The following is a 20,985-nucleotide window of genomic DNA, read 5'->3' as shown; positions in this document are numbered from 1 at the left end:
GCTCACCCCTTAACCTTGATCCCAGCGGTGCGTATTTCGTGTATCGCATTGTCATTACCAGCACACCAACCCTCGGCATAATCCCGGCTGAATCCGCTCATGTGCATGACTACTCCAACGCTGAGTTTTGACAGGTTGACCTTCCGCGCCTCCAGTTCCGCTATGCGCTTTTTTGCTGCTTCAAGCTCAAAGCGCAGCTTACCTACCGTAAGCGCAATATCCTCGTTCTCCTGGTCGCGGCGTTTGATGTATTGCTGGTTTCTTTCCCGTTCATCCAGCAGTGCCAGCACAGTAGCCGGATTGGCTGCAGCGATGAATTCAGCATTGGCCTGCTGTTCCATTTGGAAATCTTCATCGAAACCGCTTTCAGGATGCGCTCCTTCAATTCTGCAAATGGGAAGATATCCAACAACTTCACGATGAATTAGCGCATCACCAGCATCAAATCTCTCCTCTCCATATTCGAGCGACCACACACCACACGTTGCTTTCTCTGCCTTTTCACGCAGTGCCTGATAGTCAATCTTGCTCACTGGTTGCCTCCTTTGCTCGCTGATTCCACTCTGCTCTAACCTCTGAATAAAAAATCGCGCAGTCATTTCCAGGCGCCGCATATTTGCTACCAGATTGAGCGCGACACGTACCGCATCGAACGAAATAGAATCGACCGCCAGAGCCATATTCAGGGTGATCTGCTTCGCTGGCAACGTGCGCCGCGCCGCCACAGAATGGACATGGTAGTAGGTTGGTCATGAATGCACTCCCTTGCGAAGTTGGTCTGCACAATGCAGCAGGGCGTCCGTCGCTTCTTTCACCGTAACGATGTCGCCATCGTCCAGCCCGACAACCGTAGCGTCCTTAACGAACGCCGAGCAAAGGTCATTAAACGCCTGCGCACGCACTTCATCCAGGAAAGCGTCGGTGGCTGGGGTATCAGTGAAATCGTCCTCCCACGTATCGCCAACGTCCTCGCACTCGCGACGACAATATTCGTTGAATTCGACATCTGATTTTTTCAGTGCCGCATTCTCCGCCGCCAGCGCCGCGCACTTGGCCTCCGCTTCAGCAAATTTACGCACCAGATATTCAGCGTTTGTTTCGTTAACCTTTAAATCTCGTGGGATGCATTTACCTTTCAGAAAACCATCCATCTCAATTAGTGTCACTTCTTTCATTTCTTCCCACTCCGCAACATTGCATTCAGATATTTGTTTTCATTCACTGATGGAAAACTTTTTCTCGCCAGCATTTCTTCGCGTGGAATATCGTTAATGGGCTTGAAGCGGTGTCGAATAATCATTTCCGATGGAAGGATTCCGGGGTCGTAGGACAAACCTCTCATGATGAATTCCTCTTTGTTAATTTATTCGTATTCCAGATCTTTCTTCGTTGAGTTTTTTTATCTTGTATCGCATTGCCCTTACTGAATAAATTGAGCGGCAGGTTGCGATTGCTATTTCTTCTGCGGAGAATTTGTCGAAGAGTGATACTTCTGCGCGAGTCCAGCGCCTACCACGTAAGCGACTAACCATTTCAGCACCTATTCTGGTAGCCTTAGTCATTACCGCTTTTTCTGTTCGCTCCAGCTTTTCGGCGATAACTTCAACTGGCATGGTTGCCGCTACTTCGCGCAAGAAATCCTCTTCCCATTTTTCCCATGGGGTGCATTTCATCAGACGCTCTCTAAATCCTGTTTGCGTAGGCGGTAAATTTCGTCGAGTTTTTGAATTAGCGTTGAATCATTACCGATAACGCCTTTGGCACGGTTATAGGCATTTTCAAGCTTTGCGGAATCCATATTTAGTGCATTCGCCGAAAACCATGCCAACGCGGATTCAGGTGATGCCTGTTGCTTAACTTCCAGCTTTCTAACCCTGTGCTCCTGTCGCTTGCCGCGTGATACTGAAAGCATCATTGAGAAGTCGGACTCAACATCGCTCATGGCGTAAATTTTGATACCACCTACAGCTATGCCACCGAACTTTACTGACGGATCTCCAATTAGCGTCAGAGAGCGACCAACCCATGAATGACCATCGGCACCCCAACCCCCAATTAACACTCTCCGCATTGATTTAGACGGCTTGTAAGGTCGTCCCTCAAAACCTTCAAGGTCGATGAATACCGGTTGCTCTGAGTTACCTGCGCGAACTGCTTTAATAACCGCTGTGATGCTCTGCGTCTGAACATCCTCGAAGTTAATTTGATCTGACTTTGGAATGATTGTGCGTGAAAGGTCCATTAGATAATTACCTCATCATCATATTCATCATCCAGCAAATATGCCGGAACGTTAATTTCATTGGATGGAAGTACAATTCCTTCGTACTTCAGTTCGTCGTTTTCTTTGCATGCAACGAGCTTGTCTAATGCTGCGAACATTTCGCGATAGCCAAGCTCCAGTGATTCATCACCGATGTAATACATGCAGTTCCGATGGGGTGGAGAGTTTTCGATAGCGAAAAATGCGAACTGGTTGTACTCAATGCCGGTTGCCAGTTTGAGAACGTAGAGATAAAAGGCTGCCTGAATGTGGTATTTGTACTGACCAAAAGCATTGCTAAATCCACGCTCAGAAGCGTCTCTACAGCTCTTAACGTCGAGAGGGTAGGCGAGAGTGTCCGATAGCCTGTCGAAACGACATTTGAGCATCAAGCCAGTTTCAGGGCACTCTGCAAACATTGACACCTCAGAGTTACCTTTGGTGTTCATGTAATCCATGAAATCTTCATTCAGCCGTGAAGATTCAAACATCCTGTTAACAGTTTCTACTTCACTGCCAACTAAAATATATTCTGGTTTTGTGCATTCTGCTGCTGCCTTGTATTCCTTCGAACTACGAGACGTTACTTCTGGCATCAGCAAGTAATCATTTCTAAATAAGTCAGGTTCCAGTAATGCTGCATGAATAGCACTTCCAATATGTGCTGATTTACTTCCGGTAAATTTGTTGAAGAATAGGTTTGCCGGGCTAACGCTAATCGCCTTAACTGACGTTGAACCTATCGCCTCGTCAGCATGGTAATCCTCGTTAGGCATCCCGTAATAAATGCCGGGTTTCATGCGGCTTCTCCATAAACATGTCTGCGTTTGAATATTGCGAATGCATATTCAGCCTTAACTCTTTTGGTTATTGCATCCCAGAACCATTCAGCGGCTTTTTCCTGATAGTTACAGTCATCATCTTCCAGCCAGTCGATAGCGTCCTTAGTGTGTTCATCTGGTTTATATGAGCGAAGCATTTCGCTTATTGGGTCGCAACGTTTGCAGAGGCGATCAACTTCACTGTTAATTCGTTCATAATCATCATCGGTAAAACTTGCGATGATTTGCGATATTTCACGCTTATCATTCAGAGTCAGAATCATCATCGTTCTCCTGTTCTTTGTGATGATTGATAATTTTGTTCATCTGACGAATGAATTCTTCGTCTGACCAGTTATCTGTAAAACTCATGGACGGCCTTGTTGTTTCAAAATATCCCAAAGTTTTTCGAGAAAGCTTTTCATTCTTGGTTGTTTAAAGTCTGCTCCGGTTAAAATATTTTTTCGTGAATGCTGCACCGATAAAATCGGGTTGAAAGGGCGAACCGATGCCGCCCCTGCAATAGCGAACTGTTGCATAGGATGCTCCTTTTATTTGGTTGCATAACGAAAACGCCTCGAATGAAGCGTTGTTGGTATGCGAAAAAAGCCGCCCTGACTGCGAGCGGCAAGACTATCAAGGGATGATTTTTCGATTAACCAGAACGAGTCGTCGTCCTCGTTTGGTTACGAGCGATATTGCTCACATAGCAGACTCGTAAATCTGCTATAGGTGCTTATTCGCTGCCAAAAATACGCTTACTCAGTAACTTTATATGCATATTCTTGACTTGTTAACCAATCCGGGCGTTCACCTTTACCAATATAGAAATCGATAATGTCCAGAAGACGTGGATAAAATTTAAGAGCTTTACGACCATCCATCTCAGCAATTTCCTGCTTACTATATTTTCTCCATTCCTCAACTGTGTGGTTCTGGCATCCTGCTCGTACATATTCACCGTTCGTTATACTTATGAAGTATTTCTCACCCAGAATTACGAAAGTGAGATCAGGCAGGTTGGCACCGTACAGGTTGGCATCGCACAGGTTGGCACCGCACAGGTCGGCACCGTACAGGTTGGCATCGCACAGGTTGGCACCGTACAGGTTGGCATCGCACAGGTTGGCATCGCACAGGTCTGCACCGCGCAGGTCTGCACCGCACAGGTTGGCACCGCGCAGGTTGGCACCGCGCAGGTTGGCACCGCACAGGTCGGCACCGTACAGGTCTGCACCGCGCAGGTCTGCACCGCGCAGGTCTGCACCGCGCAGGTTGGCACCGAGCAGGTTGGCACCGCACAGGTCGGCTCTAGATCCGCTCTCACGCATTGAGGTAATCCACACTTTGTGTTCTTCAAGAATCTTCGATAAATCTGCTGAATTCATGTTGTTATTCCTTAAATTTGGCAATAAAAAAGGCCGCATTGCGACCTGATTAGATGAAAGGCTTGCTGCCTGAATAATTATCTAGCGGTAATTTGCCCACACTTACGATGACCAGCCGCGTAAAGTGCTACGTCTGGCAAACATACACCGGTTTCTGGTGGCTTATTACCAAACTCATTTGCGTACACAATGGCAGCCCGCTCCAGATTGCGTCTGTATTCTTCCAGTTGCCAGAATGCATCTTTCGCCATGAACTGAAGTGATTTTGCGTCTTCAATACGTTTTGGCGTTTCGTGTTTTCCTTTGGCCTGAATCTGTACACGGCTAAGGGTAGGGCGGTGCATTACTTCTGAACTGGCTGTAGTCTCATTCTGAAGCGCTGCACGGCGCTCGCGACGACGACCTGCTGCTGAGCCATTGAAAGTTGTTCTGCGTGTCATATAGACCTCCTGATGAACTTTGGTGGTGAATACAGCCGGTCGACTAACTCCGGTAGCGTACTCATTGCCAAGCGCCTCAGCCGAGAGGGTTAGCTTCTGCATTCACCCCAAAGCTCACTTTGGTCGTTCCGGCTTTTCAGCCGCGTAGATTCATCACTGAATCGTTGTATGTTCACCGTCCTGGTGAGTAGTGCGTCCTGCTGATGTTTTTATATTGAACCAATAGTACATAATATGCAAGAACTATTGGTACATTTTTATTGTAAATGCTTTGTTCTTTTAGTACGTTTTTGAAAAATAAATGAATTTATTTTTATAAATCCTCTATGTCATACTGTTCTGAACAAAAAACGAGCGAGGAATCTGTGTGAAAAACGAGGAACTGGCGCAGTTGCGCTATCAGGAAATGTGCAGGATTGTCGGTGATGTCGTTTTTGCTATGGTTGCTGAGGGTCATGAGACTAAGCGAGTGGCTATAGCTGACGTGATACGAACTGAGTTAGCGAAGGGTCTGGACAAGTGGGATATTGACCAGATTCAGGTTATGGAGTTGGCGGTGAAGCTGCTGGAAGAGTAGGGCAAAGAAAACCCGGCGCAATGGCCGGGCGTGATCGCTTACTCATCTTCATCTAGCAACTCAAATTGAGTCCCGGGCGATGGAAAGGCTCTTTTGAATGCTCTGTCAAACTCAGCTTTATTTCTTGAGCTTGAAAGGATGCCAACTACCTGCCAAAGGTGCGCCCTAAACATCGGAACTCCGATGCTATCGGTTAGGAACTGAAACATCTTATATCTTCTACCGCCATTCGCATAAACGACAGGGTTTTTTTCATCTAGCATCTCAAGGATGGCGCCTTTACTTGATGCTAATGGTTCGTAGATATACTTCCTCGTAAACTTACCGAAAAACTGAGGGTGCCGACCTGCTTTTTTCTGCGTAAGTCCGTAAAGTCGATAAAGGCCATCCGTGAACTGCTTCGGAAATTCCTTCTCATATTCTCTGACCTGCTCTTTGATGAACTCTTGAAAGAGAATTCGATATTCATCTTGTCTCTTTTCATCGATATGCCCAGTAGCTTCGTCTACCAGCGCTACAATACCAACCTCTGCAAGACCGCGCATGATAATGTCTGCCTGAACAGAAATAGGTATCTGAGATGACTGAAGGGCATCACCCTGATCTCTCATCTTCAAATAAACATTGCATATCTTTGGGAGCAAAGATGCTTCAATGCCGTAAGCTGGCGCCGCTCCTTTATTTATTTTGAAAAGACGGCGCCGGGATAGACCTTCTGATAATTCATTATTAATGAATGGCTTAATGTTTTTAGCTGACAAGAAAACAGGAAGATAGGCGCCATCTGGATTCTCTTTCATTCTCTTCCAGTGGGAGCCTCCACGCTTCCCGCCGAAGGCTTTAGTGATAGCTCTCTCTGACAGAACCCTAGTCCCATCCTCAAGCACGGCACATTGTATCTTTAAGTCTCCAATGACAATGTCGCCAGATCTTTTGGCAATTTCCACCTCACCATCGCCACCCCACCTAGCTGTTGCGGCTTTTCTTGCAATAGCCGACCTTTCTTCTGGAGAAAGAGCATTAGCCCTTGCCACACCACCTTTGGACTTTCCCGTTGGTTCTTTGCTTTCTTTATCAGACATTATGCAAGCACTCTTTGTTGTGAAATGTGCTTGCATAATATCAAGTATATAAATTAATAAGCAAGCATATATTCTATCTTGAGTGCTTGCATTTTTTTGTAAAAAGGCCGCATTTCTGCGACCTGTTTCACACAACCACTATCCCCCAAACATCCCTTCAGTCCATCATCACCCGAATATCTCATCAGGCCATTGGCTTAATTATTACGCAACCATTCCCTTGCTTCTATGTCATCAATGTGTCGTGATTGCTTTAAAATTCCAGCCACATATTCCACTTTGGATACTTCATAATATGGCAATGTAATTGGACGGTGATCTTGATTGATGCTTGTAAACTGATACTCTCCGTCTCGATCGTAACCAAGTACCTTAATCATGTTATGACCTTCGATAGTTCTTACGAAAACCTCATCACCAGGACATACTTTCGTGTTTGGCTCTATAAGAACGTATTCACCAGATTTGATGCGTGGCCACATGCTGTCGCCTTTTACACGCAAACCAAAGGCTTCTGGGTCATCACTATATATTTTTAACCATCCATCACGTTCTTCAGTCATTTCTATAGCGCCATCAACGCCAAGAATAGCTTCTCCAACCACTCGAACAAGTCCCTTTCTCAACTGACCAACAAAAGTTAAAGATTGTGGATCTGTAGTTGTATTTTGCCTTACAGAACCATGCTGAAGCCAAACAACATCAACTTTTAAAAAATTTGCCAGAGCGTTCATTTTTTCCTGGCGCGGCAAAGACTCAGCATTAAACCATTTGCTGACACCTTTTGACGATACATCAAGGGCTCTAGCAATGGCTATTCCCCTACCATGTTCGTCTAACCCAGCTTCTTTACAGGCCTGCGCTAGCCGCTGGGCAAATTCCTGACGCACTTTTTCATTTTGAACCATGAGTTCGATAGTAAAGTAGTTGCAAAAACTTTCAGTTCAATCATAATGTGTACTGAAAGTACAAAAAGGAGTAGCCAATGCAAAATCTTGATGAGCCGATTAAAGGTATCGGCATCCCGGAAGTTGCTAGGGCTTGCGGAGTTAGCGAGAGAGCAGTTTATAAATGGCTCAAAAATGGCTTCCTCCCTAAGACTGAATTTTTTGGGAAAACAAGATACGCCTCAAAAATTGAAGAAATTTCTGGGGGGAAGTTTCAGGCAGTTGATTTGCTTGAAATAAGTAAAAAAAATCTTTTATCAGCATAAGCTTTAATACCTCTTTTCACAACGGACATTCGTCCTACGTCGCTGAAAAGCGAACTCCAGATAACAAATCAACCACAGGTTTATGCGCCAGTGCGCATAGCCACAACTAACTATTAACTACAGGAATGTTCACATATGGAACTCACAAGCACTCGCAAGAAAGCCAACGCAATTACCAGCAGCATCCTTAACCGGATAGCTATTCGTGGTCAGCGGAAAGTCGCTGATGCGTTAGGCATTAACGAATCTCAAATTTCACGATGGAAAGGCGATTTCATTCCAAAGATGGGGATGTTATTGGCGGTTCTGGAGTGGGGTGTTGAGGATGAAGAGTTGGCAGAATTGGCAAAGAAAGTTGCGCATCTGCTGACAAAAGAAAAGCCCCAAGACTGCGGGAACAGTTTTGAGGCCTGATGTAGAAAGACTGGATCAATCCACAGGAGTAATTATGCCAAAACAACTCAGTCCTGACCAGGACAAATTACACAAAAACATACTACGTGATCGGTTCTTATCCAGCTTCAAACAGCCTGGTCGATTTCGGACTGAGTTGGAGAAAGTGAAGCTAATACTGAAGAGGAAAGGTCATGAGTAATCTTGCAACAGTTACACCGATAAAACCTCATCTGGAGGTTGTGGAGCATCGCGTGGCAGAACTCGACGATGGCTACACCCGGACTGCAAATACACTGCTGGAAGCTGTCATGCTTTCTGGGCTTACTCAACATCAGCTACTGATTGTTATGGCTGTGTGGCGCAAGACATACGGTTATAACAAAAAAATAGATTGGATCGGAAATGAACAGTTCGCTGAACTCACTGGCATGGCACCAACCAAATGTTCTACCGCCAAAAACGAGCTTATCAGAATGGGGGTTCTCACTCAGGTGGGGCGTCAGGTTGGTATGAATAAAAATATTTCCGAGTGGAAGACGAAGGTTAACGGATTCGGTAAAACATTTACCAGATCGGTAAAACTAACCTTCACCAAATCGGTAAAAACCAATTTACCGAATCAGTCAAACACAAAAGACAATATACAAAAGACAATAAATACAAATACCCCCTTACCCCCTAACGGGGGCGGCAATGGGCAGGTTAAACCTGAACGTCGCAAGGCAGAACGAATCGACTATGAATCCTTCCTGAACGCCTACAACACCGAAGTTGGTGACAGACTTCCACATGCTGTTTCGGTCAACGAGAAACGGAAACGCCGCCTGAAGAAAATCATCCCGCAACTGAAAACGCCAAACGTGGACGGTTTCAGGGCGTATGTCAGGGCGTTTGTGCATCAGGCCAAGCCGTTTTACTTCGGAGACAACGACACAGGCTGGACGGCTGATTTTGATTACCTGCTGAGGGAAGATTCGTTAACGGGAGTTCGGGAAGGGAAGTTTGCAGACAGGGGGATTGCATGAGACAGGATATCGAAGCGAGCGTTATCGGTGGCTTGCTGATTGGTGGATTAACACCAACCGCGAGTGACGTTCTGGCAACGCTGGAGCCTGAAGCATTCTCAATTCCGCTCTACCGGAAAGCTTTTGAAGTTATTCGAAAGCAGGCCAGAAACAGGAACCTGATTGATGGACTGATGGTGTCCGAGGAGTGCGGGGATGAATACGCAACGGCGGTGATGATGACTGCGCGGTCATGTCCCAGCGCTGCAAACCTGAAAGGTTATGCCGGAATGGTTGCAGACAGTTATCAACGGCGTCAGGTTTTACAGCTACTGGATGAGATGCGAGAGCCAATCAGTAACGGCACGCTGGATGCTTCAGGTAGAGCGATGGACGATCTTGTTAAGCGTCTTTCAGCCATCAGGAAGCCACGCAACGAGGTTAAACCTGTGCGACTGGGGGAAATTATCAATGATTACACTGACACGCTTGACAGGCGTCTGAGGAACGGAGAAGAGTCGGATACCCTGAAGACCGGAATCGAAGAGCTTGACGCTATCACCGGAGGAATGAACGCAGAAGACCTTGTGATTATTGCTGCTCGTCCTGGTATGGGTAAAACCGAACTGGCGCTGAAGATAGCCGAAGGCGTGGCAAGTCGTGTTATTCCTGGTTCTGGCGTCCGGCGCGGTGTGTTGATTTTCTCGATGGAAATGAGCGCATTGCAGATTGCTGAGCGAAGCATTGCCAACGCCGGGAGGATGTCGGTTAGCGTGCTGCGAAATCCTGCATCGATGGATGACGAAGGCTGGGCGCGCGTTGCTAACGGCATGAGTCAGCTTGCAGACTTGGATGTATGGGTAGTCGATGCCTCGCGGTTATCGGTCGAAGAAATACGCTCAATCGCAGAACGGCACAAACAGGAAAACCCAAACCTGTCACTCATCATGGCGGATTATCTTGGCCTGATTGAGAAGCCGAAGGCAGATCGCAACGACCTCGCAATTGCTCACATCTCCGGAAGCCTGAAGGCGATGGCGAAAGACCTGAAAACGCCTGTTATCTCCCTAAGTCAGCTCTCCCGCGATGTTGAGAAGCGGCCAAACAAACGCCCGACAAACGCAGATTTGCGCGATTCAGGAAGCATTGAACAGGATGCAGACTCAATCATCATGCTCTATCGGGAAGCGGTATATGACGAGAACAGTAGCACCGCGCCATTTGCTGAAATCATCGTGACGAAAAACCGTTTTGGCTCGCTTGGTACGGTTTACCAGCGGTTCTGCAACGGACACTTTGTTGCATGTGACCAGGACGAAGCCAGACAGATTTGCACGGCATCAAATGCACCTGCTGGACGCAGAAAGCGATATACACAAGGGGCTGACGTATGAATAAAAAACAATTAGCCATTCTCGAAAAGGCATGGGATGCACAAATATCATGCGCTTTGAAAGAACAGGCACTTCCAATAATCCAGACCAAATCGAAAATAGCCAGGCAGTTATGCGATGACGGATTCCTAAACGAAGTTGAGATTACGCACCAGATGGCAACGTTCAAAGGGTATGAGATAAATCATCATGGTATAGCAGCGTATTGCTCCCATCTTCCTGATGACGCTGACATTGATGAAATGGAAAGGGAGATGAAGCAATGACCATCTACATCACTGAGCTAATAACAGGCCTGCTGGTAATCGCAGGCCTTTTTATTTGGGGAAGAGGGAAGCATGGTTAATTGGATGCTAGCCGCCATCAAATGCATTGGCGTTGGATGGATTCTTCTGACGTTTTTTATTGTTCTGCGTAGCTACATTAGCCTTGTTAATGGCGGTAAAGACCCATTCTCTACGTTGTTTGGTGCTGCGTTTGTCTGGGTACTTATCGGAATTGTACCTGTAGCGATAGCAAAAATGGCGTGGCGTTTTATCAACTAAAAGTGAGAGTAATGATGAAAATATCCGAGATTAACTATTCAGTGATTTTTGAAGCGCTTAAAGCGTATTACGAAGTGGAAGAAGATGACTCAGTATGGGAAATATTTAATCAGGCAGATGACCAGATTGAAGAAATCGCTAATGCACTGAAAGTGTTAGGCGAGTGATGGAGAAGAATATGGACGAATCAAGAAAGCAGTTTTTGGAATGGTGGAGACACCCTGAGCAAGAAGAGCTTCGGAAAAGTTGCGCTGAGGGATGGGGAGAGAAAATCTGGTCTGCTTCACGTTCTGCTATTGCGATTGAGTTGCCAGCAAAAAATGATATTTCCAGCGATGACTACTCCATTCCTGACCTGGTTGATTGGGGTGATGGAAGAAACGCTGGTATTCAGGAATGCGCAGAAGCCATCCGCGCCGCTGGAATCAAAGTGAAGGAGTGAGTATGAGCAAAGTATCACGAGGAATGAAAATATCGCTTATTTTCATCCTTAATCCGCATCGTATCTTTTTGGCTTCAGCAGTATGGCTGTCAGATTTTGTTTATTGGTTAGCAGATAAATTGGATGATTTTGCGAGATGGCTTGAGAATTTTGCGAATGCGAGGTTTGAGTCATGGCCGCTTATCGGAGAGAGGATGTCTGACGAATTAAACCGGTATTACGCGGATAAGCGCAAGGAGAAGAGCAGGAGGTAAAGTGAAGCAATTATTCCTGCTTCGCAATGAAGCAATCAGAAATAACGCCATAGACGCCATTCTCTCACTACCCATCGACGACAAGTCACCCCACGAAGTCCACGTCAAGGAACCTAAGCGAACCAAAGCGCAGAACGACCGTATGTGGCCGATGCTTCAGGACGTCTCCCGTCAGGTGCTTTGGCATGGTCAACGACTGTCTCCGGAAGACTGGAAAGACATCTTCACCGCGCTGTGGCTCAAGACTAAAAAGCTGGAGCAAAGAAGCGTACCAGGTATTGATGGCGGTGTTGTTCTTCTTGGGGTACGTACCAGCAAGATGAGGAAGGCGAGCATGACAGAGCTTATCGAAATTATGTTCTGGTTCGGCTCAGAACGTAACGTGAGATGGAGTGATGATTCCAGGCGAGAGTACGAGTGGTCAAAACGAACAGGGAGAGTTGCATGAAACACTGCTACCGCTGCGGAGAAAGCAAAGACGATTATCGATTCCGGCCAAATCAACCTTATTGGCACCAATGGTGTATCAGATGTGAGCGGTCGCCAGTAGGTAATTTCCCGCTGCCAGAGACGAAGGAGGACGTATGGCACGACAGCGACGAAGTATCACCGACATAATCTGCGAAAACTGCAAATACCTTCCAACGAAACGCTCCAGAAATAAACGCAAGCCAATCCCAAAAGAATCTGACGTAAAAACCTTCAACTACACGGCTCACCTGTGGGATATCCGGTGGCTTAGAGAACGCGCGAGGAAAACAAGGTGATTGACCCAAATCGAAGTTACGAACAGGAAAGTATAGCGAGAGCCTTATGCGCAGGATGTAACAAGCAACTGGCACCTGATGAAATTTACGCCTGTGCAGAATGCGTTAACGAATGGCTGGTATATCGCGATCCACATTCAGATATGACAGGAGATAAGGATGGCTAACACAAATATGTATTCACCAAACGAGCAGGATTATATCCGCAGGGTTGCCGGAAAAGTCCCTGCTGACGTTATGGCATCCACCATAGGAAGAACCAGAAACAGCCTGGTTAACTGGGCTAATCGACATGGAATAAGCCTGAGAGTTCCTTACGGAATACTTAAAAAGCACTGGCCTGAATATGCTGAAAAAATGACAAAAGGTGGAAGAAATGGCGCTAAAGAGAGATAAGTTTGATGACGTTTTCTCCCAACTGGTGAGGGAGCGAACGGACTGGACATGCGATTACTGCGGACGATCATTCCACCTCGAAAGACAAAAACTCCACTGCTCCCACTTCAAATCCCGACGACACAAAGCCACCAGATACCATCCCTATAACGCCTTCGCCCACTGCGTTGGCTGTCACCGAAAACTTGAAGAAGACCCATACGAATTCACCGCGCATGCGGAGATTGTCTATGGGGAGATGACAATAGAGCGTGTAGCGCGTCTGGCGTGCGTTCCTGTGCGCTTAAAGACATGGCAGATGGATGAGCTATACCAGCACATGAAGAGCGAACTGAAGCGGTTACAGGAGCTAAGGGCGCAGGGTGTTACAGGGCACATCGATTTCACATTGCCAGACTGGTATCAGGACGGAATTCAACTCCGCATGGGGGAATCTCAATGTGCAGCATAACCAGCATTAACCAGGCGAAACAGCAGCGTGAACGTGACGAGGCTGAATTGCGCAGCGTCAGAGAGATGACTGAGCAACACCAGAAGGCAATGGATTATCTGCATGAGCGAGAGCGTGAACTGGTGAACCGGCTTGGATTGAACAAGACATCGGGAGGCGATGCTGCATGAGTATACGAGAATTTAACCTCACTAAAGAGCAGCATGACTGGCTTAATGGGTGGCTTGAGCTATGGGGGGCATGGGTTTATTCAGGAAGACTCGAAAAACGCATGAGCAGCGTTATAGCGCAGTTTATGGAGAGGGTAGAACCATCAAGAGTGATGACAAGGCCAATGTGCAATGATGATGACGGAATGTTGATTTCTCAGGTCGTAGATTCCGTTATGCGCATCGACACAAAGGCCTTTGGCATTCTGCTTAGCTATTACGCACATGGTTCCTCTAAGTACGCCATATCATCCTACTATCACAAGACTGCAAGCCCCCGCAAAATGTCAGGCCGCGGCGGAGAAAGGATGCGCAAGCCATCTCTTATTACCTGTCGGAGAGAAGTAGATGACGTACTCAAGGCATCCCTGTTCATGCTTTATCAACCGATGCTAAATGCCTTCAATAGTCGTAAACGTGTGGATAAAATTAAACATGTTGCATAGATTGTGTTGACATCTATGAGCAAATGAGCAATCATAAGTGAATAAGCTGCCGTTAGTGACTCTTAAGTTGCAACGGTGGCTTTTTTTATTTGGGTCAGTCGTATAAAGGTCATTACGGAAGGCTGTTAACCTTCTTATCGTGGTTCGAGTCCACGCTGTCCCGCCAAACATGCTGGTTTAGCTCCAATGGTAGAGCAGTCGCCTTGTAAGCGAATGGGTAGCGGTTCAAGTCCGTTAACCAGCACCATAACTGAGCCGTAGCCACTGGCTATCCTGAATTCGTCAGTGATAGTTATGCTGCGGCCTTCTACACATGACCTTCGTGAAAGCGGGTGGCAGGAGGTTACGCTAACAACCTCCTGCCGTTTTGCCCGTGCATATCGGTCACGAACAAATCTGATTACTAAACACAGTAGCCTGGATTTGTTCTATCAGTAATCGACCTTATTCCTAATTAAATAGAGCAAATCCCCTCAATAAAAGGGGTAGAGCATGTACCGTATGGACAAAATCAGAGAATGGTTCAGTTACAGCTTCGGAGGACTGACTGCGATGGGTGGCATTCTCTCCCTGAATGACTGGGCTGTAATCATTGGTATTCTTTGTACTGTCGGCACATTTGGCATCAACTGGTACTACAAACGCAAAGAGCGTGAGGACAGATTGAATGGCAATGTCACCGGCACTACGAAATAGCGTAATAGCGGCGATAAGTGGCGGGGCTATTGCTATAGCATCTGTGTTGATCACAGGTCCGAGTGGTAACGATGGTCTGGAAGGTGTCAGATACAAACCATATAAGGACGTAGTAGGTGTATTAACTGTGTGTTATGGCCACACTGGAAAAGACATTATACCCGGTAAAACGTATACCGAGGCAGAATGCAAAGACCTCCTGAATAAAGACCTCGCTACTGTCGCCAGACAAATTAACCCGTACATCAAAGTCGATATACCGGAAACAACGCGCGGCGCCCTTTACTCGTTCGTCTACAACGTGGGAGCTGGCAATTTCAGAACATCGACGCTTCTTCGCAAAATAAACCAGGGCGATATCAAAGGTGCATGTGATCAGCTACGTCGATGGACATACGCTGGCGGTAAGCAATGGAAAGGCCTGATGACTCGTCGTGAGATTGAGCGTGAAGTCTGTTTGTGGTGGGGGCAGCAATGAGCATGATTTGCTTTTTCATGGCAGCGTTGCTCGCATTCAATGGCAACGATGCGTGGCCGTGGTTTCTTGCCGTTGGGGTGTTGATGTCATGAGCCGGTTAACCGCAATCATCTGTGCTGTGGTTATTTGTCTGCTGGTTTCAATGGGGTGGGCTGTTAACCATTACCGTGATAACGCCATCTCCTACAAAGACCAGCGCGACAAAGCCACATCCACAATCGCTGATTTGCAGAAGCGCCAGCGTGACGTTGCAGAACTTGACGCCAGATACACAAAGGAGCTTGCTGATGCTAACGCGACTATCGAAAGTCTCCGTGCTGATGTTTCTGCTGGTCGTAAGCGCCTGCAAGTCGCCGCCACCTGTGCAAAGTCAACGACCGGAGCCGGCGGCATGGGCGATGGAGAAAGCCCAAGACTTACAGCAGATGCTGAACTCAATTATTACCGTCTCCGAAGTGGAATCGACAGGATAACCGCGCAGGTTAACTACCTGCAGGAGTATGTCAGGGCTCAGTGCCTGAAGTGATTCGTCACCCAATAAACAGAACAGCCTGACTTCGGCCGGGCTTTTTTATACCAAAATTTCACCGCGCACCGCAGCGCATCCAACCACGTCGAACCCAAACCTTTGGAATGAGCCTTTGAGGAGTCAGTTAGTGCTGGCGAGCCTCGACGGGCTGATCTCCTATGCGGCAAAGGTTCATCTCAAAGTAAGGTACACGCTATGAACTACCCAACAGTCGTTAACGGCATTGATTTTCGCGATCTGATTTTTGTAGCAGACAACGATCCGGTTACCGATTCTTTTATGGTGGCAAAAGCATTCGGCAAATTATCGAAAAACGTAGTCCGCGACATTGAAAGGACTATTGATGCTTGCCCTCCAGAGTTTGATACAAAGCTCAATTTTGAGCTTTGCTATAAAAACAATGAGTTACAGAATGGCAAGCCGCAGAAGTTTTACCGACTCCGCAAGGACGGCTTGATGCTTCTTGTCATGTCTTATACCAAGAAAGAAGCTATGCGAATCAAAATCGCATATATCAACGCTTTCAACTGGATGTACGCCATGCTTCAGGTTGGTAATCGTCAATTTGAAGAAGAGCGAAATGCCGTAATGCTGGAGTACATGAAAGAGAAGGATGTCGCCAGCATGTCAGGTCGCCTGCTAAATCGCTGGGGAAAAATTAAGAAACCACAGCTACTGGCGAGAATTGAACGCCTTGAACAGCACGGGCAAACCGTAATCCCCGGACTCACCAATTAACGGCAGTACCACGAAACAACCCAAGCCAGTAAGTGGGGAAATAACACTGGAAGCCACTGAAAGATGAACCTCCTGCCTTATGGCAAAAAAGATTCTTTGCGGTGGCGGACTGATGGAAAGACATCGGTTATTGCAGAGGCCATTCAATGAGTGGTCTCGACAATGGCTTATGCCCTACACGGGATAACTTAACTGATATCCCTTTTAACGGATAAACGGAGCCAACAATGGCAGAGATTATTCCCATGACTGAAGAACAGAAATTCCAGTTAGAGATTTACAAGCTGGTCATGAACCAGAACGCAGCAGCAGAGGAAGCATTTCAATTCATCGGCACTGACGAACTGAAGCTTGAACTATTCAAAATTCACTTCCAGTCAGGCGGCGCTAATTCAGATATCACGACTCGCACTATCGAAGCGGTTCGTAAATCGAAGGAAGCGTTAGACCTGTTCACTACCGGAGCATAAACATGGCGCGCCCAACAAAGTATCAAGAGGCGTATGCCGAACAGGCACGCAAACTGTGCTTGCTGGGCTACACCGATGCAGAACTTGCTGATTTCTTTGAAGTCAGTGAGTCAACTATTAACAAGTGGAAGCTTGATTATCCTAAGTTTTCGGAGTCCATAAAAAAGGGTAAGGCCGTCGCTGATGCAGAAGTTAGTGATCGTCTTTATCAACGCGCTATGGGCTTCGTGGCTCCAGATATCGATATTCGTGTTATTGAAAACAGAATTGTCGAAACTCCGCTTGAGAAGTATTACCCGCCTGATACAACCGCTGCCATCTTCTGGCTTAAGAACCGACAGAAGGATAAATGGCGCGACAAGGTTGATCACGAGCTAACAGGCAAAGACGGCGGCGCAATCCAGATTGAAACATCACCGATGAGCACTCTGTTCGGAAAATGACCTCGATTAATCCTATCTTTGAACCGTTCATTGAGGCGCATCGCTACAAAGTCGCCAAAGGCGGTCGAGGTAGCGGTAAATCATGGGCAATTGCGAGGCTGCTTGTTGAAGCGGCGCGTCGGCAGCCTGTGCGTATTCTCTGCGCTCGTGAACTGCAAAACAGTATCAGCGATTCGGTAATCCGGTTGCTTGAAGACACCATAGAGCGGGAAGGGTATTCGGCTGAGTTTGAAATTCAGCGTTCAATGATTCGTCATCTCGGAACGAATGCTGAATTCATGTTCTACGGCATCAAAAACAACCCTACGAAGATTAAATCGCTCGAAGGCATTGATATCTGCTGGGTGGAAGAAGCGGAAGCGGTAACGAAGGAATCATGGGATATCCTGATACCAACCATCCGCAAGCCGTTTTCCGAAATATGGGTGAGCTTTAACCCGAAAAACATCCTCGACGATACCTATCAGCGATTCGTCGTAAATCCTCCCGATGATATTTGTCTGCTGACGGTGAACTACACCGACAACCCGCACTTTCCTGAAGTCCTCCGTCTGGAGATGGAAGAGTGTAAACGCAGAAATCCGACACTGTATCGTCACATCTGGCTTGGTGAGCCAGTAAGCGCAAGTGATATGGCAATCATCAAACGTGAATGGCTTGAAGCTGCAACCGATGCGCACAAGAAACTCGGATGGAAAGCGAAAGGCGCTGTTGTTTCTGCACATGACCCGTCAGATACAGGGCCAGATGCTAAAGGTTACGCATCGCGTCACGGTTCGGTGGTTAAGCGCATTGCCGAAGGTCTGCTGATGGACATCAACGAGGGTGCTGACTGGGCTACTTCGCTGGCGATTGAAGACGGCGCTGACCATTACCTGTGGGATGGTGATGGTGTTGGTGCCGGGCTACGCAGACAGACAACGGAAGCATTCTCCGGTAAGAAAATCACCGCCACGATGTTCAAGGGAAGCGAATCGCCATTCGATGAAGACGCTCCATATCAGGCTGGAGCATGGGCTGATGAAGTGGTGCAGGGTGACAACATCCGCACTATCGGCGATGTATTCCGAAATAAGCGAGCGCAGTTCTACTACACCCTCGCTGACAGGCTCTATCTGACATACCGAGCAGTTGAGCATGGCGAATACGCAGACCCTGACGAAATGTTGAGCTTTGACAAGGAATCTATCGGCGAGAAGATGCTCGAAAAGCTATTCGCCGAACTCACTCAGATACAGCGCAAATTTAACGGTAATGGCAAGCTTGAGCTCATGACTAAGGTCGAAATGAAGCAGAAGCTTGGTATTCCATCCCCTAACCTGGCAGATGCACTAATGATGTGCATGCACTGCCCGGCATTAGCTCCAGAAGAAACGGACATCTACGTTCCATCATCCTCCGGTTGGTAAAAATGGCAGAGACATTAGAGAAAAAACATGAGCGCATCATGCTCAGGTTTGACCGCGCCTATACGCCGCAGCAAGACGTGCGCGAAAAGTGCATTGAGGCTACTCGATTCGCTCGTGTTCCTGGCGGTCAATGGGAAGGGGCAACGGCAGCGGGAACTAAGCTTGATGACCGGTTCGAGAAGTACCCAAAGTTTGAGATTAACAAAGTAGCGACAGAGCTTAACCGTATCATCGCCGAATACCGAAACAACCGCATCACCGTTAAGTTTCGCCCTGGTGACAAAGAAGCCAGTGAAGAGTTAGCAAATAAGCTGAATGGCCTGTTCCGCGCTGACTACGAAGAGACTGATGGTGGAGAGGCTTGCGATAACGCATTTGACGACGCCGCAACAGGTGGCTTTGGCTGCTTCCGCTTAACGTCGATGCTAGTCAACGAATACGACCCAATGGATGAGCGCCAGCGCATTGCCATTGAACCGGTATACGACCCTTCACGCTCAGTATGGTTCGATCCTGATGCGAAGAAGTACGACAAGTCAGACGCTCTGTGGGCGTTCTGCATGTACTCACTTTCTCCAGAGAAGTACGAAGCTGAGTATGGAAAGACACCTCCTGCATCGCTAGATGTAACCACGATGACCAGTTGGGAATATGACTGGTTTGAGCCTGAAGTGGTTTATATCGCCAAATATTACGAAGTACGCAAAGAGTCTGTAGATGTCATCAGTTATCGCCAGCCAATCACTGGCGAGATTGCTACCTACGACAGCGACCAGATTGAAGATATCGAAGATGAGTTGGCACTTGCTGGATTCCAGGAGGTTGCGCGTCGCTCCGTTAAACGCCGCCGTGTTTATGTATCAGTGGTGGATGGACAGAACTTTCTTGAGAAACCTCGCCGAATCCCTGGCGAGCATATCCCGCTTATCCCGGTATATGGGAAACGCTGGTTCATCGACGACATTGAGCGCGTAGAAGGTCACATTGCAAAAGCGATGGACCCGCAGCGCCTCTACAACCTTCAGGTTTCGATGCTCGCAGACTCAGCAGCACAAGACCCGGGTCAGGTTCCTATCTTTGACCCTGAGCAGGTGAGGGGGCTTGAGAAACATTGGGAGGATCGAGGCAAGAAGCGACCTGCATTCTTAGTTGCTAGAGCCCCAAGAGACAAGTCTGGAAATCCAATTGGTCCAGCGGCGCCAGGTTCATTTACTCCAGCGCCTCAGTTGAGTCCGGCAATTGCAACAATGCTTCAGCTAACCAGTGCAGACATTCAGGAAGTAACCGGTAGCAGCCAGGCAATGCAGCAGATGCCTAGCAACATCGCACAGGAAACGGTTAACAACCTGATGAACCGCGCAGATATGGCCTCGTTCATCTACCTGGACAATATGGCTAAGAGCCTGAAGCGCGCAGGCGAAGTCTGGTTATCCATGGCTCGAGAGGTATACGGTTCGGAACGTGAGGTTCGTGTCGTTAACGAGGATGGGACAGACGACATCGCGCTAATGAATGCTCAGGTCGTCGATAGCCAGACAGGGCGAGTGGTTGCACTGAATGACCTATCAACAGGTCGCTACGATGTCACCGTGGATGTTGGCCCAAGCTATACGGCGAGACGTGACGCAACCGTATCAGTACTGACAAATGTACTTAGCACGATGTTACCGAACGACCCAATGCGCCCTGCTATTCAGGGGATCATCCTGGATAACATCGACGGTGAAGGCCTGGACGACTTCAAAGAGTACAACCGCAATCAGTTGTTAACCTCTGGCATCGTTAAGCCGCGCAATGAGAAAGAGCAGCAGATTGTCATGCAGGCTCAGCAGGCAGCAGCTAACCAGCAAAATCCTGAAATGGTTCTCGCTCAGGCTCAGATGGTTGCGGCGCAGGCTGAAGCACAAAAAGCAACGAATGAAACGGCACAAACTCAAATCAAGGCATTCACCGCACAACAGGATGCAATGGAGAGTCAGGCCAATACCGTTTACAAGCTGGCTCAGGCCAGAAACATCGACGACAAAGCCGTCATGGAGGCTATCCGCCTGCTTAAAGACGTGTCTGAGTCGCAACAATCACAAATCCCCACATCACCACAGTCACCGGCAGACTTAATGCCGAGTTAATCAGG

The 20,985-nt window shown here is 47.6% G+C and carries 38 protein-coding genes and 2 tRNA genes; 28 read left to right on the top strand and 12 right to left on the bottom strand.

The genetic code is table 11. The features are described 5' to 3' along the window. Positions 1-2 precede the first annotated feature (2 nt). The 10 genes from J4617_RS14200 to J4617_RS14150 all read right to left on the bottom strand — a co-directional run bounded on the left by J4617_RS14200 (position 3) and on the right by J4617_RS14150 (position 4,912). The gene (locus J4617_RS14200; protein WP_065680799.1) at positions 3-533 is read right to left on the bottom strand and encodes an ead/Ea22-like family protein; all 531 of its coding nucleotides are present in this window, start codon (positions 531-533) and stop codon (positions 3-5) included. Positions 534-749: 216 nt separating this feature from the next. Next, a complete protein-coding gene (locus J4617_RS14190) occupies positions 750-1,175 on the bottom strand; it encodes a hypothetical protein (protein ID WP_065680793.1) in 426 nt (141 codons plus the stop codon). Continuing rightward, positions 1,172-1,342 carry a DUF2737 family protein gene (locus J4617_RS14185; protein WP_001214770.1) on the bottom strand — a complete coding sequence of 57 codons (171 nt, stop codon included), beginning with the start codon at positions 1,340-1,342 and terminating at the stop codon, positions 1,172-1,174. The genes J4617_RS14190 and J4617_RS14185 overlap by 4 nt, the downstream gene beginning before the upstream one ends. Before the next feature lie 16 nt (positions 1,343-1,358). Continuing rightward, complete coding sequence (locus J4617_RS14180; RefSeq protein WP_058216810.1) at positions 1,359-1,673, bottom strand: hypothetical protein; 315 nt, start codon at positions 1,671-1,673, stop codon at positions 1,359-1,361. Then, on the bottom strand, positions 1,673-2,242 hold the full coding sequence (locus J4617_RS14175) for a hypothetical protein (protein ID WP_065680792.1): 570 nt from the start codon (positions 2,240-2,242) through the stop codon (positions 1,673-1,675). The genes J4617_RS14180 and J4617_RS14175 overlap by 1 nt, the downstream gene beginning before the upstream one ends. Then, the gene (locus tag J4617_RS14170; protein ID WP_065680791.1) at positions 2,242-3,063 is read right to left on the bottom strand and encodes a PD-(D/E)XK nuclease-like domain-containing protein; all 822 of its coding nucleotides are present in this window, start codon (positions 3,061-3,063) and stop codon (positions 2,242-2,244) included. The genes J4617_RS14175 and J4617_RS14170 overlap by 1 nt, the downstream gene beginning before the upstream one ends. Then, positions 3,060-3,368, bottom strand: coding sequence for a hypothetical protein (locus J4617_RS14165; RefSeq protein WP_065680790.1), 309 nt, complete (start codon positions 3,366-3,368; stop codon positions 3,060-3,062). Before J4617_RS14165 ends, J4617_RS14170 begins: the two co-directional genes overlap by 4 nt. Positions 3,369-3,452: 84 nt before the next feature. Further along, complete coding sequence (locus J4617_RS14160; protein WP_016239859.1) at positions 3,453-3,623, bottom strand: hypothetical protein; 171 nt, start codon at positions 3,621-3,623, stop codon at positions 3,453-3,455. Between the two features lie 219 nt (positions 3,624-3,842). Beyond that, complete coding sequence (locus J4617_RS14155; RefSeq protein WP_074421695.1) at positions 3,843-4,472, bottom strand: pentapeptide repeat-containing protein; 630 nt, start codon at positions 4,470-4,472, stop codon at positions 3,843-3,845. 77 nt (positions 4,473-4,549) lie between these two features. After that, positions 4,550-4,912 carry an antitermination protein gene (locus tag J4617_RS14150; RefSeq protein WP_080154741.1) on the bottom strand — a complete coding sequence of 121 codons (363 nt, stop codon included), beginning with the start codon at positions 4,910-4,912 and terminating at the stop codon, positions 4,550-4,552. Between the two features lie 367 nt (positions 4,913-5,279). On the opposite strand from J4617_RS14150, the gene fumD reads away from it, so the two are divergent. Further along, the gene (gene fumD, locus J4617_RS14145; RefSeq protein ID WP_000786966.1) at positions 5,280-5,489 is read left to right on the top strand and encodes a fumarate hydratase FumD; all 210 of its coding nucleotides are present in this window, start codon (positions 5,280-5,282) and stop codon (positions 5,487-5,489) included. A 38-nt stretch (positions 5,490-5,527) separates the two neighbouring features. On the opposite strand, the gene J4617_RS14140 is transcribed toward fumD, so the two are convergent. Both J4617_RS14140 and J4617_RS14135 read right to left on the bottom strand, forming a co-directional pair. Then, positions 5,528-6,571 carry a P63C domain-containing protein gene (locus J4617_RS14140; protein WP_227490765.1) on the bottom strand — a complete coding sequence of 348 codons (1,044 nt, stop codon included), beginning with the start codon at positions 6,569-6,571 and terminating at the stop codon, positions 5,528-5,530. 197 nt (positions 6,572-6,768) lie between these two features. Then, a complete protein-coding gene (locus J4617_RS14135; RefSeq protein WP_000250475.1) occupies positions 6,769-7,479 on the bottom strand; it encodes a helix-turn-helix transcriptional regulator in 711 nt (236 codons plus the stop codon). Between the two features lie 77 nt (positions 7,480-7,556). On the opposite strand from J4617_RS14135, the gene J4617_RS14130 reads away from it, so the two are divergent. The 27 genes from J4617_RS14130 (at position 7,557) to J4617_RS14000 (ending at position 20,980) form a co-directional block, all read left to right on the top strand. Then, on the top strand, positions 7,557-7,784 hold the full coding sequence (locus tag J4617_RS14130; RefSeq protein ID WP_001180316.1) for a helix-turn-helix domain-containing protein: 228 nt from the start codon (positions 7,557-7,559) through the stop codon (positions 7,782-7,784). 135 nt (positions 7,785-7,919) lie between these two features. Continuing rightward, complete coding sequence (locus J4617_RS14125) at positions 7,920-8,198, top strand: lambda phage CII family protein (protein WP_000424167.1); 279 nt, start codon at positions 7,920-7,922, stop codon at positions 8,196-8,198. A gap of 34 nt (positions 8,199-8,232) precedes the next feature. Continuing rightward, positions 8,233-8,379 carry a DUF2740 family protein gene (locus tag J4617_RS14120; RefSeq protein WP_139783633.1) on the top strand — a complete coding sequence of 49 codons (147 nt, stop codon included), beginning with the start codon at positions 8,233-8,235 and terminating at the stop codon, positions 8,377-8,379. Further along, a complete protein-coding gene (locus tag J4617_RS14115) occupies positions 8,372-9,205 on the top strand; it encodes a replication protein (protein ID WP_000067077.1) in 834 nt (277 codons plus the stop codon). Before J4617_RS14120 ends, J4617_RS14115 begins: the two co-directional genes overlap by 8 nt. Next, the gene (locus J4617_RS14110) at positions 9,202-10,578 is read left to right on the top strand and encodes a replicative DNA helicase (RefSeq protein ID WP_080069436.1); all 1,377 of its coding nucleotides are present in this window, start codon (positions 9,202-9,204) and stop codon (positions 10,576-10,578) included. The genes J4617_RS14115 and J4617_RS14110 overlap by 4 nt, the downstream gene beginning before the upstream one ends. Further along, entirely contained in the window at positions 10,575-10,844 is a 270-nt protein-coding gene (locus tag J4617_RS14105) for a hypothetical protein (RefSeq protein WP_080069437.1), read from the top strand. Before J4617_RS14110 ends, J4617_RS14105 begins: the two co-directional genes overlap by 4 nt. 72 nt (positions 10,845-10,916) lie before the next feature. Next, positions 10,917-11,123, top strand: a complete 207-nt coding sequence (locus J4617_RS14100) for a hypothetical protein (protein WP_023228648.1) — start codon at positions 10,917-10,919, stop codon at positions 11,121-11,123. A gap of 11 nt (positions 11,124-11,134) precedes the next feature. Then, the gene (locus tag J4617_RS14095; protein ID WP_176204250.1) at positions 11,135-11,290 is read left to right on the top strand and encodes a hypothetical protein; all 156 of its coding nucleotides are present in this window, start codon (positions 11,135-11,137) and stop codon (positions 11,288-11,290) included. Positions 11,291-11,301: 11 nt separating this feature from the next. After that, entirely contained in the window at positions 11,302-11,565 is a 264-nt protein-coding gene (locus J4617_RS14090) for a hypothetical protein (RefSeq protein WP_080069438.1), read from the top strand. Between the two features lie 2 nt (positions 11,566-11,567). Further along, the gene (locus tag J4617_RS14085; protein ID WP_080069439.1) at positions 11,568-11,819 is read left to right on the top strand and encodes a hypothetical protein; all 252 of its coding nucleotides are present in this window, start codon (positions 11,568-11,570) and stop codon (positions 11,817-11,819) included. Between the two features lies 1 nt (position 11,820). Then, on the top strand, positions 11,821-12,267 hold the full coding sequence (locus J4617_RS14080; RefSeq protein ID WP_079918899.1) for a recombination protein NinB: 447 nt from the start codon (positions 11,821-11,823) through the stop codon (positions 12,265-12,267). Further along, the gene (gene ninD, locus J4617_RS14075) at positions 12,264-12,437 is read left to right on the top strand and encodes a protein NinD (RefSeq protein WP_000679702.1); all 174 of its coding nucleotides are present in this window, start codon (positions 12,264-12,266) and stop codon (positions 12,435-12,437) included. Before J4617_RS14080 ends, ninD begins: the two co-directional genes overlap by 4 nt. Continuing rightward, positions 12,404-12,586, top strand: a complete 183-nt coding sequence (locus J4617_RS14070; protein ID WP_000113771.1) for a NinE family protein — start codon at positions 12,404-12,406, stop codon at positions 12,584-12,586. The genes ninD and J4617_RS14070 overlap by 34 nt, the downstream gene beginning before the upstream one ends. After that, on the top strand, positions 12,583-12,753 hold the full coding sequence (locus J4617_RS14065; protein WP_000566851.1) for a protein NinF: 171 nt from the start codon (positions 12,583-12,585) through the stop codon (positions 12,751-12,753). Before J4617_RS14070 ends, J4617_RS14065 begins: the two co-directional genes overlap by 4 nt. Then, a complete protein-coding gene (locus J4617_RS14060; protein WP_001749499.1) occupies positions 12,746-12,982 on the top strand; it encodes a hypothetical protein in 237 nt (78 codons plus the stop codon). The genes J4617_RS14065 and J4617_RS14060 overlap by 8 nt, the downstream gene beginning before the upstream one ends. A 438-nt stretch (positions 12,983-13,420) precedes the next feature. After that, entirely contained in the window at positions 13,421-13,603 is a 183-nt protein-coding gene (locus J4617_RS14055; protein ID WP_020898880.1) for a hypothetical protein, read from the top strand. Next, on the top strand, positions 13,600-14,088 hold the full coding sequence (locus tag J4617_RS14050) for an antiterminator Q family protein (RefSeq protein ID WP_000027539.1): 489 nt from the start codon (positions 13,600-13,602) through the stop codon (positions 14,086-14,088). The genes J4617_RS14055 and J4617_RS14050 overlap by 4 nt, the downstream gene beginning before the upstream one ends. A gap of 91 nt (positions 14,089-14,179) precedes the next feature. After that, a tRNA-Asn gene (locus J4617_RS14045) sits at positions 14,180-14,254 on the top strand. Positions 14,255-14,259: 5 nt separating this feature from the next. After that, a tRNA-Thr gene (locus J4617_RS14040) sits at positions 14,260-14,335 on the top strand. Positions 14,336-14,580: 245 nt separating this feature from the next. After that, positions 14,581-14,784 carry a phage holin family protein gene (locus J4617_RS14035; RefSeq protein WP_000286100.1) on the top strand — a complete coding sequence of 68 codons (204 nt, stop codon included), beginning with the start codon at positions 14,581-14,583 and terminating at the stop codon, positions 14,782-14,784. Beyond that, positions 14,762-15,262, top strand: coding sequence for a lysozyme (locus tag J4617_RS14030; protein ID WP_033903588.1), 501 nt, complete (start codon positions 14,762-14,764; stop codon positions 15,260-15,262). The genes J4617_RS14035 and J4617_RS14030 overlap by 23 nt, the downstream gene beginning before the upstream one ends. Before the next feature lie 88 nt (positions 15,263-15,350). Next, positions 15,351-15,788 (top strand): lysis protein, encoded by a 438-nt coding sequence (locus tag J4617_RS14025; protein ID WP_023138246.1) that lies wholly within the window; start codon positions 15,351-15,353, stop codon positions 15,786-15,788. 198 nt (positions 15,789-15,986) lie between these two features. Further along, positions 15,987-16,529 carry a Rha family transcriptional regulator gene (locus J4617_RS14020; protein ID WP_023138247.1) on the top strand — a complete coding sequence of 181 codons (543 nt, stop codon included), beginning with the start codon at positions 15,987-15,989 and terminating at the stop codon, positions 16,527-16,529. Between the two features lie 227 nt (positions 16,530-16,756). Further along, on the top strand, positions 16,757-16,999 hold the full coding sequence (locus J4617_RS14015) for a DUF2560 family protein (protein ID WP_000807788.1): 243 nt from the start codon (positions 16,757-16,759) through the stop codon (positions 16,997-16,999). Between the two features lie 2 nt (positions 17,000-17,001). Further along, positions 17,002-17,442, top strand: a complete 441-nt coding sequence (locus J4617_RS14010; RefSeq protein WP_000113732.1) for a hypothetical protein — start codon at positions 17,002-17,004, stop codon at positions 17,440-17,442. Beyond that, positions 17,439-18,851 (top strand): PBSX family phage terminase large subunit, encoded by a 1,413-nt coding sequence (locus tag J4617_RS14005; protein ID WP_093984248.1) that lies wholly within the window; start codon positions 17,439-17,441, stop codon positions 18,849-18,851. Before J4617_RS14010 ends, J4617_RS14005 begins: the two co-directional genes overlap by 4 nt. Before the next feature lie 2 nt (positions 18,852-18,853). Beyond that, a complete protein-coding gene (locus J4617_RS14000) occupies positions 18,854-20,980 on the top strand; it encodes a portal protein (RefSeq protein WP_093984247.1) in 2,127 nt (708 codons plus the stop codon). Positions 20,981-20,985 lie beyond the last annotated feature (5 nt).

Origin of the sequence: Salmonella sp. 32010601201800023SM (assembly GCF_017572235.1) — a bacterium.
GTDB lineage: Bacteria > Pseudomonadota > Gammaproteobacteria > Enterobacterales > Enterobacteriaceae > Salmonella > Salmonella enterica.
The sequence above is the reverse complement of the archived record's forward strand: the minus strand, read 5'-3'. Positions and strand labels throughout refer to the sequence as shown.

What these genes read in the sequence shown, in the direction of transcription:
- J4617_RS14190 (WP_065680793.1), bottom strand. Translation starts at nt 1,175, where the DNA reads ATGAAAGAAGTGACACTAATTGAGATGGATGGTTTTCTGAAAGGTAAA.
- J4617_RS14185 (WP_001214770.1), bottom strand. Translation starts at nt 1,342, where the DNA reads ATGAGAGGTTTGTCCTACGACCCCGGAATCCTTCCATCGGAAATGATT.
- J4617_RS14180 (WP_058216810.1), bottom strand. Translation starts at nt 1,673, where the DNA reads ATGAAATGCACCCCATGGGAAAAATGGGAAGAGGATTTCTTGCGCGAA.
- J4617_RS14175 (WP_065680792.1), bottom strand. Translation starts at nt 2,242, where the DNA reads ATGGACCTTTCACGCACAATCATTCCAAAGTCAGATCAAATTAACTTC.
- J4617_RS14170 (WP_065680791.1), bottom strand. Translation starts at nt 3,063, where the DNA reads ATGAAACCCGGCATTTATTACGGGATGCCTAACGAGGATTACCATGCT.
- J4617_RS14165 (WP_065680790.1), bottom strand. Translation starts at nt 3,368, where the DNA reads ATGATTCTGACTCTGAATGATAAGCGTGAAATATCGCAAATCATCGCA.
- J4617_RS14160 (WP_016239859.1), bottom strand. Translation starts at nt 3,623, where the DNA reads ATGCAACAGTTCGCTATTGCAGGGGCGGCATCGGTTCGCCCTTTCAAC.
- J4617_RS14155 (WP_074421695.1), bottom strand. Translation starts at nt 4,472, where the DNA reads ATGAATTCAGCAGATTTATCGAAGATTCTTGAAGAACACAAAGTGTGG.
- J4617_RS14150 (WP_080154741.1), bottom strand. Translation starts at nt 4,912, where the DNA reads ATGACACGCAGAACAACTTTCAATGGCTCAGCAGCAGGTCGTCGTCGC.
- J4617_RS14140 (WP_227490765.1), bottom strand. Translation starts at nt 6,571, where the DNA reads ATGTCTGATAAAGAAAGCAAAGAACCAACGGGAAAGTCCAAAGGTGGT.
- J4617_RS14135 (WP_000250475.1), bottom strand. Translation starts at nt 7,479, where the DNA reads ATGGTTCAAAATGAAAAAGTGCGTCAGGAATTTGCCCAGCGGCTAGCG.
- J4617_RS14130 (WP_001180316.1), top strand. Translation starts at nt 7,557, where the DNA reads ATGCAAAATCTTGATGAGCCGATTAAAGGTATCGGCATCCCGGAAGTT.
- J4617_RS14125 (WP_000424167.1), top strand. Translation starts at nt 7,920, where the DNA reads ATGGAACTCACAAGCACTCGCAAGAAAGCCAACGCAATTACCAGCAGC.
- J4617_RS14120 (WP_139783633.1), top strand. Translation starts at nt 8,233, where the DNA reads ATGCCAAAACAACTCAGTCCTGACCAGGACAAATTACACAAAAACATA.
- J4617_RS14115 (WP_000067077.1), top strand. Translation starts at nt 8,372, where the DNA reads ATGAGTAATCTTGCAACAGTTACACCGATAAAACCTCATCTGGAGGTT.
- J4617_RS14110 (WP_080069436.1), top strand. Translation starts at nt 9,202, where the DNA reads ATGAGACAGGATATCGAAGCGAGCGTTATCGGTGGCTTGCTGATTGGT.
- J4617_RS14105 (WP_080069437.1), top strand. Translation starts at nt 10,575, where the DNA reads ATGAATAAAAAACAATTAGCCATTCTCGAAAAGGCATGGGATGCACAA.
- J4617_RS14100 (WP_023228648.1), top strand. Translation starts at nt 10,917, where the DNA reads ATGGTTAATTGGATGCTAGCCGCCATCAAATGCATTGGCGTTGGATGG.
- J4617_RS14095 (WP_176204250.1), top strand. Translation starts at nt 11,135, where the DNA reads ATGATGAAAATATCCGAGATTAACTATTCAGTGATTTTTGAAGCGCTT.
- J4617_RS14090 (WP_080069438.1), top strand. Translation starts at nt 11,302, where the DNA reads ATGGACGAATCAAGAAAGCAGTTTTTGGAATGGTGGAGACACCCTGAG.
- J4617_RS14085 (WP_080069439.1), top strand. Translation starts at nt 11,568, where the DNA reads ATGAGCAAAGTATCACGAGGAATGAAAATATCGCTTATTTTCATCCTT.
- ninD (WP_000679702.1), top strand. Translation starts at nt 12,264, where the DNA reads ATGAAACACTGCTACCGCTGCGGAGAAAGCAAAGACGATTATCGATTC.
- J4617_RS14070 (WP_000113771.1), top strand. Translation starts at nt 12,404, where the DNA reads ATGGCACGACAGCGACGAAGTATCACCGACATAATCTGCGAAAACTGC.
- J4617_RS14060 (WP_001749499.1), top strand. Translation starts at nt 12,746, where the DNA reads ATGGCTAACACAAATATGTATTCACCAAACGAGCAGGATTATATCCGC.
- J4617_RS14055 (WP_020898880.1), top strand. Translation starts at nt 13,421, where the DNA reads ATGTGCAGCATAACCAGCATTAACCAGGCGAAACAGCAGCGTGAACGT.
- J4617_RS14050 (WP_000027539.1), top strand. Translation starts at nt 13,600, where the DNA reads ATGAGTATACGAGAATTTAACCTCACTAAAGAGCAGCATGACTGGCTT.
- J4617_RS14035 (WP_000286100.1), top strand. Translation starts at nt 14,581, where the DNA reads ATGTACCGTATGGACAAAATCAGAGAATGGTTCAGTTACAGCTTCGGA.
- J4617_RS14030 (WP_033903588.1), top strand. Translation starts at nt 14,762, where the DNA reads ATGTCACCGGCACTACGAAATAGCGTAATAGCGGCGATAAGTGGCGGG.
- J4617_RS14025 (WP_023138246.1), top strand. Translation starts at nt 15,351, where the DNA reads ATGAGCCGGTTAACCGCAATCATCTGTGCTGTGGTTATTTGTCTGCTG.
- J4617_RS14020 (WP_023138247.1), top strand. Translation starts at nt 15,987, where the DNA reads ATGAACTACCCAACAGTCGTTAACGGCATTGATTTTCGCGATCTGATT.
- J4617_RS14015 (WP_000807788.1), top strand. Translation starts at nt 16,757, where the DNA reads ATGGCAGAGATTATTCCCATGACTGAAGAACAGAAATTCCAGTTAGAG.
- J4617_RS14010 (WP_000113732.1), top strand. Translation starts at nt 17,002, where the DNA reads ATGGCGCGCCCAACAAAGTATCAAGAGGCGTATGCCGAACAGGCACGC.
- J4617_RS14005 (WP_093984248.1), top strand. Translation starts at nt 17,439, where the DNA reads ATGACCTCGATTAATCCTATCTTTGAACCGTTCATTGAGGCGCATCGC.
- J4617_RS14000 (WP_093984247.1), top strand. Translation starts at nt 18,854, where the DNA reads ATGGCAGAGACATTAGAGAAAAAACATGAGCGCATCATGCTCAGGTTT.